Origin of the sequence: Chryseobacterium sp. Leaf405 (assembly GCF_001425355.1) — a bacterium.
Lineage (GTDB): Bacteria > Bacteroidota > Bacteroidia > Flavobacteriales > Weeksellaceae > Chryseobacterium.
In genome coordinates, this window is sequence record NZ_LMQN01000001.1 from 222,320 (window position 1) to 236,863 (window position 14,544).

At 35.5% G+C, this 14,544-nt stretch carries 13 protein-coding genes and 2 pseudogenes; 4 read left to right on the forward strand and 11 right to left on the reverse strand.

Annotated elements, in window-relative coordinates; genetic code table 11:
* Nucleotides 1-35: 35 nt before the first annotated feature.
* The 7 genes from ASG22_RS01060 to ASG22_RS01085 all read right to left on the reverse strand — a co-directional run bounded on the left by ASG22_RS01060 (nt 36) and on the right by ASG22_RS01085 (nt 6,052).
* Nucleotides 36-908, reverse strand: coding sequence for a helix-turn-helix domain-containing protein (locus ASG22_RS01060; protein ID WP_055979232.1), 873 nt, complete (start codon nt 906-908; stop codon nt 36-38).
* An 18-nt stretch (nt 909-926) separates the two neighbouring features.
* Nucleotides 927-1,769, reverse strand: coding sequence for an SDR family NAD(P)-dependent oxidoreductase (locus ASG22_RS01065; RefSeq protein WP_055979234.1), 843 nt, complete (start codon nt 1,767-1,769; stop codon nt 927-929).
* A gap of 158 nt (nt 1,770-1,927) precedes the next feature.
* A complete protein-coding gene (locus ASG22_RS01070; RefSeq protein ID WP_185113775.1) occupies nt 1,928-3,088 on the reverse strand; it encodes an aldo/keto reductase in 1,161 nt (386 codons plus the stop codon).
* A 218-nt stretch (nt 3,089-3,306) separates the two neighbouring features.
* Nucleotides 3,307-3,558, reverse strand: a complete 252-nt coding sequence (locus tag ASG22_RS21185; RefSeq protein ID WP_202966686.1) for a hypothetical protein — start codon at nt 3,556-3,558, stop codon at nt 3,307-3,309.
* Between the two features lie 15 nt (nt 3,559-3,573).
* Complete coding sequence (locus ASG22_RS21190; RefSeq protein ID WP_202966687.1) at nt 3,574-4,095, reverse strand: alpha/beta hydrolase; 522 nt, start codon at nt 4,093-4,095, stop codon at nt 3,574-3,576.
* A gap of 321 nt (nt 4,096-4,416) precedes the next feature.
* Complete coding sequence (locus tag ASG22_RS01080; protein WP_055979237.1) at nt 4,417-5,400, reverse strand: aldo/keto reductase; 984 nt, start codon at nt 5,398-5,400, stop codon at nt 4,417-4,419.
* A gap of 67 nt (nt 5,401-5,467) precedes the next feature.
* The gene (locus ASG22_RS01085; protein ID WP_055979240.1) at nt 5,468-6,052 is read right to left on the reverse strand and encodes a sigma factor; all 585 of its coding nucleotides are present in this window, start codon (nt 6,050-6,052) and stop codon (nt 5,468-5,470) included.
* Nucleotides 6,053-6,482: 430 nt separating this feature from the next.
* On the opposite strand from ASG22_RS01085, the gene ASG22_RS01090 reads away from it, so the two are divergent.
* Nucleotides 6,483-6,731, forward strand: a complete 249-nt coding sequence (locus ASG22_RS01090; protein ID WP_055979243.1) for a hypothetical protein — start codon at nt 6,483-6,485, stop codon at nt 6,729-6,731.
* A gap of 26 nt (nt 6,732-6,757) precedes the next feature.
* On the opposite strand, the pseudogene ASG22_RS01095 reads toward ASG22_RS01090, so the two are convergent.
* Nucleotides 6,758-8,110 (reverse strand): annotated as a pseudogene (locus ASG22_RS01095) (DNA polymerase III subunit alpha); the annotation flags it as partial.
* Nucleotide 8,111: 1 nt separating this feature from the next.
* Here ASG22_RS01095 and mobA point away from each other — a divergent pair.
* Complete coding sequence (mobA, locus tag ASG22_RS01100) at nt 8,112-8,549, forward strand: conjugal transfer protein MobA (RefSeq protein ID WP_055980228.1); 438 nt, start codon at nt 8,112-8,114, stop codon at nt 8,547-8,549.
* A 1-nt stretch (nt 8,550) separates the two neighbouring features.
* Nucleotides 8,551-9,861: pseudogene (mobB, locus tag ASG22_RS01105) on the forward strand (conjugal transfer protein MobB).
* An 883-nt stretch (nt 9,862-10,744) separates the two neighbouring features.
* Here mobB and ASG22_RS01110 read toward each other — a convergent pair.
* Nucleotides 10,745-11,341, reverse strand: a complete 597-nt coding sequence (locus ASG22_RS01110; RefSeq protein ID WP_055979246.1) for a hypothetical protein — start codon at nt 11,339-11,341, stop codon at nt 10,745-10,747.
* A 139-nt stretch (nt 11,342-11,480) separates the two neighbouring features.
* Nucleotides 11,481-11,654 (reverse strand): hypothetical protein, encoded by a 174-nt coding sequence (locus ASG22_RS20940; RefSeq protein ID WP_157844696.1) that lies wholly within the window; start codon nt 11,652-11,654, stop codon nt 11,481-11,483.
* A 970-nt stretch (nt 11,655-12,624) separates the two neighbouring features.
* On the opposite strand from ASG22_RS20940, the gene ASG22_RS01115 reads away from it, so the two are divergent.
* Entirely contained in the window at nt 12,625-12,876 is a 252-nt protein-coding gene (locus ASG22_RS01115; protein ID WP_055979249.1) for a hypothetical protein, read from the forward strand.
* A 716-nt stretch (nt 12,877-13,592) separates the two neighbouring features.
* Here the strand turns inward: ASG22_RS01115 and ASG22_RS01125 are convergent.
* On the reverse strand, nt 13,593-14,432 hold the full coding sequence (locus tag ASG22_RS01125; protein ID WP_055979254.1) for a hypothetical protein: 840 nt from the start codon (nt 14,430-14,432) through the stop codon (nt 13,593-13,595).
* Nucleotides 14,433-14,544 lie beyond the last annotated feature (112 nt).

Below are 14,544 nucleotides of genomic sequence, written 5' to 3' on the forward strand. Positions count from 1 at the left end.
AAACGTCCCGAAGTACTGGAACGTTTCTATAAAAATCATTCGTTCAAAGACTGTATCCTGTATTGTTTCGGCGTGATAATCATCTGTTTTTTAAAAAACTTAGAAAAATAGTTCGGATAATCAAAACCAAGCAAATAAGCAATCTCAGTTGTATTTAAATCATCACGGTTTTTCAAAAGTTCTTTAGCTTTTGCAATAACAGCATCGTGAATATTTTCAATAGCCGTTTTATTTGTGATTTGTTTAATGATGTCTCCTAAATAATTTGAAGTTAATCCCATTTTATCAGCAAAATATTGAACCGTCGGAATTTGATCGGCTGGCTGATTGTAATAACTTGTCAGTAGTTGCTGAAACTCAGATACAATTGGACTGTACTGTACGACATTGGTAGAAAACTGTCTTCTGTAAAATGATTCTACCAATGAAACCATCACGTGTACATAAGAAAGCAATACTGTAAAATTATCTTTTTTGTAATCATAATATTTCAGCATCAATGCAAAAATAGTTCGAACTTCCTGTTCTTCCTTCTCAATCAGAAGCAAAGGCTCGTGTTCTCCATAGTTGTAATAGTTTTTGAAAAGAAAGCGATTTTTATCAATCAATTGCTTGGAGAATTGCAGATATATCCCATTAAATGTAGGTTCAATATCCCACCCATTGGAAACGTCGGGACTGTTAAAAAATACTGCGGTTACCGGTTGGGTAGTTTCTGGATCATAAACCGAAACAGATTTATCAATGAAATTGCTCTTGATTGCAATCCTGTAAAAATCAATTGATACAGGTTCTGATTTTAAACGCATTGTAGAAATATCATAATAGCCGATATCGATATCATTGTCTAAAGGTTTTGGTAACCCCAGATACTCATTAAATGATGCTATATCTTTGTACAATTTCATTGATAAAACTATAATTACTTAATTCTCTATTGCCAATGAAGAAGATAATTGCCTGTAGGCTTCAATCTGTCCTTCTAATTCGTTGATTTTTCTTTCTGTTTCTGCAATTGCATCTGCTCCTGCAATCCAGCGCTTTGGTGGTATTGATTCTTCTGCAATTGTAAGTAGGCCAGCCGCTAATTTTGCAGGGTCACCTCCTTGCGTACCGCTCATTGCCTGCCATCCTGGTCGAAGTATTGCGATTCGTTCTGCATAATCAGCAATGTTTAATTCATTCCAGATGGTAGATGATGGTTCTAATAAATTGGTTCTGAAAAATCCCGGATTTACGATTGTTGTATTAATTCCGAATTGCGACACTTCTAATTGTAAAGATTCCATCCAGCCTTCCAGCGCAAACTTAGATCCAGCATATGCTGTACAAAGCTCATAACCTACCAATCCTGCTGTTGAGGAAACAGTAATGATGTGCCCGGATTTATTACTTCTCATAATAGGAAGAACAGCTCTTGTCACATTCATTGGTCCAAATAGATTGATGTCAAATTGTTTTTGCATCTGCTCTGCACTTATTTCTTCAAAATAACCTGCATAAAAAGCACCCGCATTATTCACCAGCACATCAACAGTACCAAACTTTTCAATCGCTGTATCTAAGGCTGTATTTATTTCTTCAGGATTTGTCACATCCATCTTAACCACCAACAAATTATCAGTTGATCCTCCCAGTTCTTTAGCAACCTTCTCTGAATTTCTGCCAGTCGCAATGACTTTATTGCCGGCAGCAAGTGCGGCTTTAGTAATTTCTAATCCTATTCCACTGCTGGCACCTGTAATTAACCAAACTTTAGTATTCGACATATTTCCTTATTTTAAATGTTATTAATTATAATACAAATCTATAAAGCGATGACACAAAAGATGGAAACGGATTACTAATAAAAAAGAAACATTTTACTGATAGAAAAACGCCCTCATTTTGAGGGCGCTTCCAATTATTACTACCATTTAATTTCTGTCTATTCTTTCTCTACATCAGCAAAAAGTTTTGGCGACATCCTACCACCTTTTACATTTATATTTGCCAATCTATTGCGAATTTCTTTCAAATCTTCAACAGAAAGTTTAACGGTTGTTGAACCTAAGTTTTCGTGAAGATGATTTAAATTTTTTGTACCAGGAATAGGAACTATAAATGATTTTTGAGCCAACAACCAAGATAGGGCAATCTGTGACGGAGTTGCATTTTTCCTTCTTGCAAAATCCCTGAGCAGATTTACAAAAGGCATATTTGCTTGAAGAGCCGCAGGCTGAAATCTATCATAGCCAGCTCGACCATCATTTTCTTCAAATTTGTAAGTAGCATCTATTTGCCCAGATAAATAGCCAAGACCTACTGGTCCCCAAGCCACGAATCCTATACCTAATTCTTCACACACATCAAGTACGCCATTTTCTTCGGGATCTCTATTCATGATAGAATATTCAGTTTGAATTGCGCTCACCGGTAGCACAGCATGAGCTCGTCGAATGGTTTTTGCCGTAGCTTCAGACATTCCAAAGTGAAGAACTTTCCCGGCTCCTATCAAATCTTTGACCGTACCAGCAACTTCTTCTATAGGAACATTTGGGTCAACCCTATGTTGATACAGAAGGTCAATCCTATCGGTTCTTAAACGCTTCAAGGAATCTTCAACCACTTTTTTGATGTGTTCTGGACGACTGTTAAGAGTTTGCATATCTTTTCCGTCGAAACCAAATTTTGTTGCTATCGCAACTTGATTTCGAATAGGTTGAAGCGCTTCACCAACAAGAATTTCACTAGTAAAAGGACCATAAACTTCAGCAGTATCAAAAAATACAACTCCTTGCTCGTGAGCCTCCCGAATAACTTTTATACCATATGCCTTGTCTACAGGTGGGCCATAATTTGCGCTTATGGTCATACATCCTGCACCTAATTGGGAAACTTCCAATTTACCTAGTTTACGTTTCATCATACTTATATCCTTTAATAATGGTTGATCAGATATTTCATTACTACTATTACTAGGCCTATCTTTGGCAGCAACTGACAACAAAGGACTTAATGCCAATCCTGCGCCAGCTACAAGAGACTTTGCTAAAAATTTACGGCGGTCATTATCATTTGAATAAGTATTTTCTGTATTATCTTTCATCTTATTATTCTTTAATCATTATTTTAAATTCGTTCCAAAGAAAACTGTCATTTTTTCAACCGCCTGATCTACATACTTCGGAATGTCATATAAATCCATATGCGTAGCGCCTTTGACAATAAATAATTCTTTGTTTTTCGATGCTGCTTTTTTATAAAGTTCCTAACTATGCCATAGTGAACCCGCCTTGTCTCCTGCAATAAGCAATAAAGGCTGTGTCAGCAATTTATCTGCCTGACCAAATCCGTCAAATAATATTGCGTAAGTTTGTAAGTTTGACCTATAAATAATAATTTATTGGGAGCTGTGGGCTGCTGTCCACGTGATGTTAAATAATAATCTGCAGCTTCCTGTAAATCTTTTGGAGCAGATTTGTCACCCAGCTGAGGTACGTACGGTGCATACTTAGGAGCTGCGCCGTTTGCTTCTGCAGTACGTTGTTTAGCAACCGCTTCCAAAGTGGCTATCAAATCAACAGGAGTTTTTCAATCCCATCCTTGACGACTTGCCGCACCTACATCCACAGCACTAATTGTCGTTAATGCTTTGATACGGCGTTCAGACACTGATGCCTTGACCGCAGCGCCACTGCCTGCGCAAATCCCAATAGCTCCTATGTTATCTACATCCACAAAGTGAAGAGTGGTCAGATAATCAACAGCACTGTAAATATCACCAACACGGTTTAAAGGATTATCCAAAAATCTTGGTTCACCACCGCTTTCTCCCTGATAAGAAGCATCAAACGCCAAAGTAACATAACCTTTCTCTGCCATTCTTTGTGCGTAAAGCCCAGCCGTTTGTTCTTTAACACCCCCTCCTGGATGTACGCTTATAATAGTGGCATATTTTTTATTTTCGTCAAAATTCTTTGGCAGATACAGATTGCCTGCCATTGTGATATCATTATTTTTAAATGTTATCTTTCTCAAGTTTTGAGCTTGCAAATTTCCCATTGATGTTATAAAAATGATGACTAACGCTATTAGATTATTTTTCGATTTCATAATATTTTTTTTATTAATTACATAACAAAGGTAAAGCGTGATCACTTTTATGAAGGGTACATATTACTATAAAAAAAGAGACAGACTACTGATAATGAGATAAGAATAGATATGGTATGATTATAAATTTCAAAAATTCGTAATTATCATACGTTTATCTTTCAAATGCTGATGTGCTTATTGAAGTTTTTGAATGTCCAACTCAACCCTCTTCAGTGGAGCTTGATTTACTATCACTATGAAATACAACAATGTGCATTGAAAAAAATTTTCACATCTAGTACTATCTACGGAATGATTTTAAGTTCAATCCAATCTGCTCTATTTGCCGACTCTATTTCTTAGATGCTCTGGATACCGTTCGCCAACGATTTTAATTTCAGACAGGGAAAGTCTTATTTTAGCTAAATCTTCATCATTTAGTTCAACAGAAATTGAACCTATATTTTCCCGCAATCTTTGCAATTTTGTGGTTCCAGGAATTGGTGCGATGAAGGGTTTTTGTACCAGCAACCAAGCCAAAGCAATTTGTGCCGGACTCGCTCCTTTTTCTACCGCTATAGATTTTAATAATTCGACCAAAACCTGGTTGGCTTTTCTGTTCTCTTGTGAGAGACGAGGGACGGAATTTCTGAAATCAGTGGGATCAAATTGAGTTTGATCATTGATGGCTCCGGTTAGAAATCCTTTTCCTAAAGGACTGAAAGGCACAAAGCCAATACCAAGCTCTTCCAATGTTGGAATGATATCATTCTCAGCATCACGAAAGAACATCGAGTACTCACTCTGTAACGCAGTAACCGCCTGTACAGCATTGGCTTTTTTGATGGTTTCTACACCAGCTTCTGAAAGACCAAAATGTTTTACTTTACCTTCTAATATCAGGTCTTTTACAGTTCCGGCGACTTCTTCAATTGGTATATTTGGATCAACGCGATGTTGATATAACAAATCAATATACTCTGTATTTAAACATTTTAGGGAGTTTTCTACTACTTGTCTGATTCTTTTCGGACTGCTGTCAAGGCCTTTACTGGGATCACCATCTTCAAATCCAAATTTGGTTGCAATAACCACTTTGTCCCTAAATGAATGAACAGCCTTTCCAAGTAAAATTTCATTCCCTCCTTTGCTATATGCTTCAGCCGTGTCGAAAAAAGTGATTCCCAGATCATACGCATTTCTAATTAAATTAACAGCTTCCTTTTCTTCGGTTGCCGGTCCATAACTGAAGGTCAAACCCATACAACCTAATCCCAAGGCAGAGACTTCCAATCCCTTTTTTCCCAATATTCTTTTTTCCATTTTGATCTTTTTAAATTTTTGATCGATTGTGAAGTAAAACTGATCTTTAAAAATGAATAAAATTTACCTAATGAAAAATTACATTCTCTGCGATCGGACTTCGATCCATTTTTACACTATTCTCTCTCGCTTCTACATCTTCAAATCCAAATGAAATCCCAAACATCATTTTATATTCGCTAGATATATTTAGATGCTCCCTTATTGTATCTGCGAAAAAACCTAAAATTGTCTGTGGAACTCCAGCCAGCCCATTGGCAGTGAGCGAGAGTAAAAATGTCTGTGCGTACATGCCTATGTCGCCCGCAATTCTTACATTATCTCCAGTGGAAGGCATGTGATGCCACGTTTCTTCAGCCAGTTTCCTGTCCCTGGTGATATATCTGATATGGTCATTGACCAGGTTCGCAACAATACGGTGTAAATACGGAGCAACGGGCTTTTCTACTGCTATGGTGTTTCGGTTATTCCAAAACCGGATGAAAAGCTCCTGCAAAATATCATCTACAAGATCCCAGGATTTAAGTAGCCTGAAAACATGAGCGCCCATTTTTTCTTTATGAATTGCATATATCTTTTCAAAAGCTAGATAATCATCATTCTGTAGCCTGATCAACAGTTCTTTTTCGCTATGTAGGGCTGAGGAATCCATAATGTGAAACACAATATAAAAGTAAAGTTAGATAATTGCCTGTTCATTATCAAATTATTGAAATAACGCTCTTGAAATTCGTTTAGGGATCTATTTTTAAATGCGATTGACAAATCGATTCCAAATGTTAATGTGGATTCCGACGATACGGACTAATTTTTTTTTATCCTTAAGTATAAAAAATATTAGCGCTCAATAATATGAGTTGCATTCAATCTAAATTCAATAATAGTTAATCACTTATTCATATTTTTCTATTCTTTATTGATTTTTTGAAATTTAGGTATGGACGAAACTAGAACTACGATTCATCTTGCCTACATCTGATAATTTTTTGAAGATATAATCTTAATTACGTGTTTTTACGGAGATAACTTCATTTTAAAAGATCTAATTTTGTTAAAAATAACTGAATAAATAGTCAATACCCATGAGCCTAAATCAAACGATCAGCTGTCCCGTATGTTCAAGTCCTATCGCCTATAATGTAATGCAACTAATTGCTGGTGCTAGTTTTGAATGTAAGACATGCGGAGCAGTAATTAGAATTGCTCCATCCAGTATGAATGAGGTTAAAAATACGTATGAAAATTACATGAGTTTGAAAGACAACTCAAATGCCAGAAAAGTGAATACATTCGATATCAATGAATTCATAGAGGTTGTTGATAAAGTGTAGTAGGTTACACATTGCTTTAAAAAAAATTATCCCTTCATTTTTAATCTTGGGAGATTGATCTCATGTTCCTGCGGATAGGGTTTTCTGTGGGTCATGCTGACATCTTCTTTTATCCTTTCCTGTGCCGTATATTTTTTGTCTTCATCGTGGTAAAATCTTGGGTCTGGGATGAAGGGCATCTTTGCCATTTTGGTGATGGTGATGTTTGGAAAATGGTAATCGACTTCTACGAAGCCTAAAAGCAGGTAACATCCGCCGCCTTTGAAGGGATAGTTTTTCAGGGAATCTGCAAAATGTGCGGTATCGAAATAGCTGCCTCCGGCATCAATCCAGGTTCCGAAAAACATATCTCCTTTATTGGTCGGCACATATTTTCTGGAAACCAGGTAAGCCATCATCTTGACTTGTTTTTTGTGGTGATTGATGAGGTCTTTTGCTTTAACCGCTCCGCGGTAGTTAGAAACGAGCAGATCGAATGGGCTGACAGAAACCGGAAATCCCAATAGCTCTCTTTCATCAAAGGCATCCTCCATTAGGTCTCTCTTCAATACCGGAAGCTGGTAGGCTTTTACAGGTTCATCGAACAGGGTTTCCATTATTTTTTCGGGCTTCGAGTTGTTTAGTAGGATTCGGGCTTCGATTAGCAGTTCATTTTTTTGTTTTCCGGTAAAACGAAAGGCATCGATAAAAATAAGGATTTCGATTCCTGCTATTCCAATCGGTATTCTTAAAAAGAATACCGCTAATGACTTGTAATTGCCATTTTTTTCTCGTTCTTCCACAATGAATTCTGCGATGGTTTTTTCTATGGATTGCAGGTGCATAAATCCTAAATAAACATCGTTACCATATAATGTGGTTTGATATTCACTATGATTAACGCAGGGATTTAAGATGTTGGCACCTGACATTTTTGCTTCGTGTACATAGACCTCTGTTCGGTAAAACCCGCCCTGATTGTTAATGACCGCTACCATAAATTCTATGGGATAGTACACTTTTAGATACAAACTTTGGTAGCTCTCTACCGCGTAGGAAGCGGAATGGGCTTTACAGAAGGAATAGCCCGCAAAACTCTCAATCTGCCGGTATACCTCAGCACTTAATGTTTCGGAGTGGCCTAACTTTTTGCAGGATTCAAAAAAGTGATCTTTTACTTTCTGTAAAGCGTCCAGTGACCGCCCCTTACCACTCATGGCACGCCGCAACACATCGCCGTCGGAGGCCGAAAGCCCACCAAAATGCAGGGCGATTTTAATCACGTCTTCCTGGTACACCATGATCCCGTAGGTCTCTCCAAGCTGTTCCTGAAAAACTTTATGGAAATATTCGAACTTTGTCGGGTGGTTATGCCTGAAAATGTATTCCTTCATCATCCCGATGGACCGGAATAATAACACAAAACAGCATAAAGGCGGACGGAACCCGAAAAGTGATCCCAGCATCCACCGCCATGTTTTTCGTCTCACCGACGAAGAAAACACCAGGCTGTTATCACTTTTTGAAGCTTCAGGAATGAACAACAAAGCAAAATTTATCATATCCCTCTTGTTCGGAAAGCAAATCAGAACGGTCAAAATTGATAAAGCAGCGATGGATTATTACATGAGGCTGACCTCTTTATACGGACAATTCAGGGCGGTTGGGGTAAATTACAACCAGATCGTAAAGCTCCTTTACCGTAATTTTTCTGAAAAAAAAGCGGCTGCTTATCTCTATAAAGTGGAAAAACAAACGCAGGAAATGGCAAAATTATGTCAGGAAATCATTCGGTTGACGCAGGAATTTGAAGAAAAACACCTTAAAAAAGATTTGTAAAATGATTGCAAATATATGCTGGGGAGAAAATTTATTGGGTGCAATTGCCTATAACCTGCTGAAAGTAGAGAAAGAAAACGGAAAGATTTTATCTACCCATAAGATGGTGGAAACACTGAGCGGTCAGTATACAACCGCACAACTGCTCCGCTCTTTTCAACCTTATCTGCTCGCCAATAACAAAACTGAGAAGCCTGTTTTGCACATTTCCCTTAATCCAAATCCAAAAGATCAGGTCAGTGATGAGAAATTCAGGACGATGGCTGAGGATTATATGAAAGAAATGGGATACGGAAACCAGCCTTTTGTCGTGTTCAAACACACAGACATTGAGCGTACACATATCCATATTGTATCGGTATGTGTGGATGAAAATGGCGTAAAAATATCTGACCGTTTTGATAAAAGACGTTCCGTTAAAATTACAAGGGCATTGGAAGAAAAGTACAGACTATTACCGACAACCGAGGGAGGGGTTCAAAATAACAGAATTTTCCGACCCCTGGATTACAGTATGGGAGATTTGAAAAGCCAGATCGCCTCGGTCGTCCGCCATCTGCCATCCTATTACAGGATGCAAAGCCTTGGCGAATACAATGCCCCGCTCTCTCTTTTCAATATTACCGCGGAAGAGATCAGAGGGGAACTGCATGGAATGCAGAAACAGGGACTCATTTATTTCGCATTGAATGAGCATGGTGAAAAGATCAGCAACCCATTTAAAGCCTCACTATTCGGAAAAAGCGCAGGATACAAGCAGCTTAACAACCATTTTGACCAGTGCAAAGAATCCTTCAAAAAGGAACCTGCAAAGCCGCTGCTGATCAATCTAATCAAGGTTGCCCTACAGGATTCTTTTGATGAAACAAGCTTTAAAAAACAGTTGCAAGAGCAGGGTATCAATCTTGTGATCCGCCGGAATGATACCGGACGGATTTATGGAATCACCTTTATTGACCACAACTCCAAAACGGTATGGAACGGATCACGTTTGGGTAAGGAATTCTCGGCGAATGTTTTTAATGACTGGTGGAATAACCATCAGAAACCTGCTCTTAAAGGTACTACGTCCGAAGAGGTTGAGGACAAACAAAGTGGCATTAAAGACGTTGATTCTCAACATAAACCCCATGATCTGTTTAATTTTCTTTCCGGTACTGATTTCCAATCTACAAACAATCTGAACTAGCAGGATCTGATAGAAAGTATTGCCGGGTTGTTCCCTGACGCTTTAGGTGAGAATTACGAAGAACTGGATTTTGAAAATCAGATGAAGAAAAAGAAAAGAAAGAAACCTGGTCATCAGAAATAGCATACAACTTTTGGATGCTGGCGAGCATTATTATGGAAGAAAAAAGGACAATTTTAAATGGTCAAAATTAATTTCATTGTTTTGACTTTTTAATACTTTACCAGCCAAATTTTAAATACCCTATTAAAAAAACAAGTATCTCCACAACTACATTCCAAATGATTAGTTGTAACAGAGATTTTATTTCAACGCTTTGCCTGCGAACAAATCGGTAAAACAGAAAAATCAACAATAGAATGATGCATGCCGGAAATGCAAGGAATATCATACTATAAAACGTGCCATAAAATACGATGTAAGGAATGGCATATAAAGTAGTTACAGTTGTTTCAAACCGGCCGTAATAGCCTGTCTTAGGTAAAATAACGAACAGCAATGATAAAATACTCAAGCCCAACGACAGCCGGAATATAATCTTAATTATATACATAACCGTTAAAATACATTGGTCGTAGATACCGTTTTTGAATGATTCTTTAATTTTTATTTTCACCTTCTTTCCATTATGTTATTAGTTTTGTCATTATCCAGCTGTAAAATATTGTCAATGCGTTTTTCCTTTTGTTGAATAACCTTTAGGAATTGCCTTTCCTTTTTTAAATGTCCCTGTTACAGCAACTTTGAAGGGTAATGTTTCTCCACTCCATAGCTTATTGACATCCGGCAGTTTTTCACTTCCTCTTTCTAAAAAATGTTTTCTTTTTCTCCCTCAACTTTCCATTGTGCACAGGGACACGAAATTGCTGAATAGGACGCAACGATTCTTTTTTGTGGCGCCCCATATAAAAGTTGTAGGATAGTTAGGAATGTTATTAGTTTTGTCATTATCCAGCTGTAAAATATTGTCAATGCGTTTTTCAGCAATTTTTATCAAATATAAATATTACTCGCAAACGAAAACTTTATTCTGAAACACAAATCCTACGGGTGGCTTTCCTGAGTACAAATTAGAAAAAGTAACTACATTTTTATAGGAATCGATATTTTCCAGAACTTCCTGACAATTTGGAAAATGTTTCTTGATGGCCTCAAGCATTACCTTTTCTTTTGATGGTGTATCTTCCCTATAGAATGCTGATACGATGTCTTTATTATTAGCGTCTAAAATGGAGTAACTGATTTGAAGTCTGTCTCTGTCACTTCCATAAGGTCTGAAACAAATCACCAGCTTTTTACCGGCACCATTTATCAAAGTTTTATAGAAACCATACGGTGCTTTTTCATCTCTTCTAAATGTTGTGTATGTAACGCCATTCACCGTTTCAAGTTTTTCGATCTTTTCTATATCTATCTGGCGAGGCGAAGACTCAAATTTACCGTTTTTCTTTAGTTGATGGATGTAAACTCCATCACGCCAGGTAAAATAAACATCATGGTCTTCTATCATAAGTTTTTCTCCGGTTTTTAAATACAGAAAAGAATTTTGAGAATAGGCATAGATACAAGTTAGAAGAGCTAACAGCAGTAATAATTGTTTCATGTTTAGAAGTTGTTTGTATTATTAGTATTGAATTTTCAAAATCATAAGGAGAAGTGTATGAATCTACTTTCCGAATGCTAATGGTTAGATTAATTTCTTTTAAATATAATCATTATTCTAATACAAGACGCATTTATCTTTAACTGGATATTTGGTGTGTGATGTCCAATACTTTATTAATTTCATTACCATCATTTGCCTGATCGTCGTCATACAATCTAAACTTGCGTGCCACAGACTGCGTTTGTAAGTATTCAATATTTGCCATACATTTTTGCGAGCCTCCTTTTGATCCGTTATAAACTACTCGCATTATGGTTATAATACAAATGAAACAGGTGAATGGTTGAAGGGTGTTTTTCACAAAAATGATAGTTATCAATTACCAATTGTAATAAATCCATTTCGCGAAGAAGGTAATATAGATATAAATTCTGAAAGTACTTAGCATCATCTCGTTTTCTCGTAAATATTTTACAAGAAAAAAATCTTAGAACTATTGCAAGCGGTAAAGATGTTTCACATATATCAATAGAAATTGATTATAAGAAATTTAGTCATTGGGACGAGAGTGAAAAAAAAGATCTTCGGATAAATAATAGAGATGAAGAAAAAATTGAATATCTCGAATTGTTACTTGAAATATTTTATAATGAAAAAATAGAAATCAAAAACGTTATCAACAAAAGTTTTTACCCTTACTTGAAAGATTATATTCTTTGATACAGCATTTAAGTCTAGAATAAATCCCGAAGAACATTATTTAATGAATAAGTTCTCTATTGCACAGTCGCTTCCTTCTATCTTTAAAGTAAATTACTTTTTTGGAGAATTATTCAAATCATAATTTTAATAATTTTAGCTCTGGAGAGAAGCAAAAATTGTATAGCATTCATTCAGTAATTTATCATTTGCGAAATCTAAAATCTGTTCAAGAGTTAATAATAGATGAGAACGATCCAAATGAAAAAATGATTTATTATAAGAATGTTAATATAATTTTTGATGAAATAGAATTATACTCGCATCCTGACTTTCAAAGAACTTTCCTAAATGATTTGTTGAAAGCGATAAATTCCGTTTATCAACGATATGACAATCTCAATATTCTGTTTATTACTCATTCGCCGTTTATATTATAAGATATTCCAAAACAGAACGTACTCTTTTTAAAAGATGGAGGTGTAGATAGTTTTGATAGAGCAAGTACTTTTGCTGCAAATATTTCTGATTTATTAGTTAATAGCTTCTTTTTCAGTGATGAAATCAAAAGTGGCTTATTAATGGGGGAGTTTGCAGAAGAAACAATAAATAAAACAATTCATTGGATCAGCGAAGCTAAAAAAAGTGAAAAATCTTTTAATCAAAATAAAGATGATTTTGATTACCATAGGCAGATTATCAAAATTATTGATGAACCAATATTAAGATTGAAATTGGCAGAAATGCTAGACGAGCTTTCAGGGAAAAGCGAAGTACAAAAGCAGGTAGCAAGAAAACAAATTGATTATTTGAACAAAAAATTTAATTTATAATACTAACAATAAATCCATCTGAAAGTGCGGTAAAATTTCATAAACAAGAAGTTACTAGAATATTCAAAAAAATACTTACCGACAAGTTTGTAATAAGAGTAAAAAGTAGAGAAAGAAAATACTTGCATTTTAGCTTCTTAAAATTCCTAAAGGAGCATTATAAAGAGCTGATTAGTAGCAAACCAAATGAGCTTTTAAAATTGCATAAGAAATATGAATCTTTACCATTATCTTCTAATCACAGAAAACCTATTAAAAGTTTTTTTATTGACACAGGATATGGCAATTTTAATAACCAAGAATTTTTAGAAAAGCTTAATATTGTCAAGCGCAAAGATAATAACTAAATTCTCGATTTGAACTCTAAAAAACCTGTTCAAATTTTGAACTTTTTACTTGCAGATTTGAGCAGAAATTTTCACCTTTACTACCTAATATTTAAATTAGGATTTTACCACTTTTTTGCAAATGCCCTATTTAAGCCCTTTCACAAGATGCTACAGCGAAACGCTTATCAATAAAAGGACGGGAAGAAGTTACAAAAACCCTCTCTCTCCGCATTAATGCAAAAGAAGATTTCTTCTTAATACAAAAAATTATAAAAAAGCCTGTGATTTTAAAGAATTGCAGGCTTTTTTCATTATATGTATTAAATTATTCTTACTTTATGACAAATTTGTGGTTTAAAAAAATAAGTCCCACGATGTCAAGCTAAATTAATCTATCTTCTCTAATTCAAGGACGGTTTTTGTGTTGTCAATGTTTGTATATTCAAGTTTTACAAAACCAAATTTGGGATTAAAGTAAGAGATGAGTTCAGTTTTACCTATTCTGTTATTTGCATTTGCATGAACAACATAACATTCTAAATTTCCTAACTTCGTTAAAATATTTTTCTTGTCTTTTATTTCGTATGTATATTGATTTTCGATGCCTCCTTTCCATTCAAGCCATCTCTTGTCCGACCAATGGTCTCCAATTTCTAGACTCCAATTCCATTTTGTTCCTATTTGGTAAGGTGCTTTGATGTAAGGAAAAGGATTTATCTCTAAAATTTTGAAAAAATCATTTCTTGGTGGATGTATCCAGACGTTCATTTCATTCTCGATTGCACCGGTTTCTTCCGTGCTTAGAAATTCGCCATTAGCCATCACATATTCGTATCCTATGGCAGTTTGGTTGTAATCGGGAACAACTCTTTCAAATGGATTTCCTAGCTTAGGTTTTAAAATTAAATGATTTATGGTTTCTTTATCCTGTTTATCTGTCTTCACAAATTCCCAACCAGCAATACTGTAACCTTCAGGCTGTAAAATTTCCTTCCCTTTTTTTATTAGAAATTTTTCTCCTTTTATATCCTGATAGAAATAGGAGTAAGTGAATTTTTTCCCATGAGTGTAGATGATATTATTGTTGTTATAAATTTCATCATAAGGTCTTTTGCCGTCAGGTTTTTCAACCATTATGCCATCATCAATAATATATTTTTCCGAATTTGTTTGTGAAAAACAAGAATTACTGAATAAAACAAATGGTATAATTTTAATAAGGTTCATTGATAGATATTTAGGTTGGTGATAAGTTCCAAATATACTATTTCTTGAAATAGTGAGAAATTTTATTTATATCTTGATATGTTTCAACAAAGCCGTTTTGTGAGATCATTTT

Coding starts and splice junctions, on each gene's coding strand:
- ASG22_RS01065 (WP_055979234.1), bottom strand. CDS start 1,769: ATGTCGAATACTAAAGTTTGGTTAATTACAGGTGCCAGCAGTGGAATA.
- ASG22_RS21190 (WP_202966687.1), bottom strand. CDS start 4,095: ATGAAATCGAAAAATAATCTAATAGCGTTAGTCATCATTTTTATAACA.
- ASG22_RS01115 (WP_055979249.1), top strand. CDS start 12,625: ATGGGGGAGTTTGCAGAAGAAACAATAAATAAAACAATTCATTGGATC.
- ASG22_RS01085 (WP_055979240.1), bottom strand. CDS start 6,052: ATGGATTCCTCAGCCCTACATAGCGAAAAAGAACTGTTGATCAGGCTA.
- mobA (WP_055980228.1), top strand. CDS start 8,112: ATGGACCGGAATAATAACACAAAACAGCATAAAGGCGGACGGAACCCG.
- ASG22_RS01070 (WP_185113775.1), bottom strand. CDS start 3,088: ATGAAAGATAATACAGAAAATACTTATTCAAATGATAATGACCGCCGT.
- ASG22_RS01060 (WP_055979232.1), bottom strand. CDS start 908: ATGAAATTGTACAAAGATATAGCATCATTTAATGAGTATCTGGGGTTA.
- ASG22_RS01080 (WP_055979237.1), bottom strand. CDS start 5,400: ATGGAAAAAAGAATATTGGGAAAAAAGGGATTGGAAGTCTCTGCCTTG.
- ASG22_RS01110 (WP_055979246.1), bottom strand. CDS start 11,341: ATGAAACAATTATTACTGCTGTTAGCTCTTCTAACTTGTATCTATGCC.
- ASG22_RS20940 (WP_157844696.1), bottom strand. CDS start 11,654: ATGCGAGTAGTTTATAACGGATCAAAAGGAGGCTCGCAAAAATGTATG.
- ASG22_RS01125 (WP_055979254.1), bottom strand. CDS start 14,432: ATGAACCTTATTAAAATTATACCATTTGTTTTATTCAGTAATTCTTGT.
- ASG22_RS01090 (WP_055979243.1), top strand. CDS start 6,483: ATGAGCCTAAATCAAACGATCAGCTGTCCCGTATGTTCAAGTCCTATC.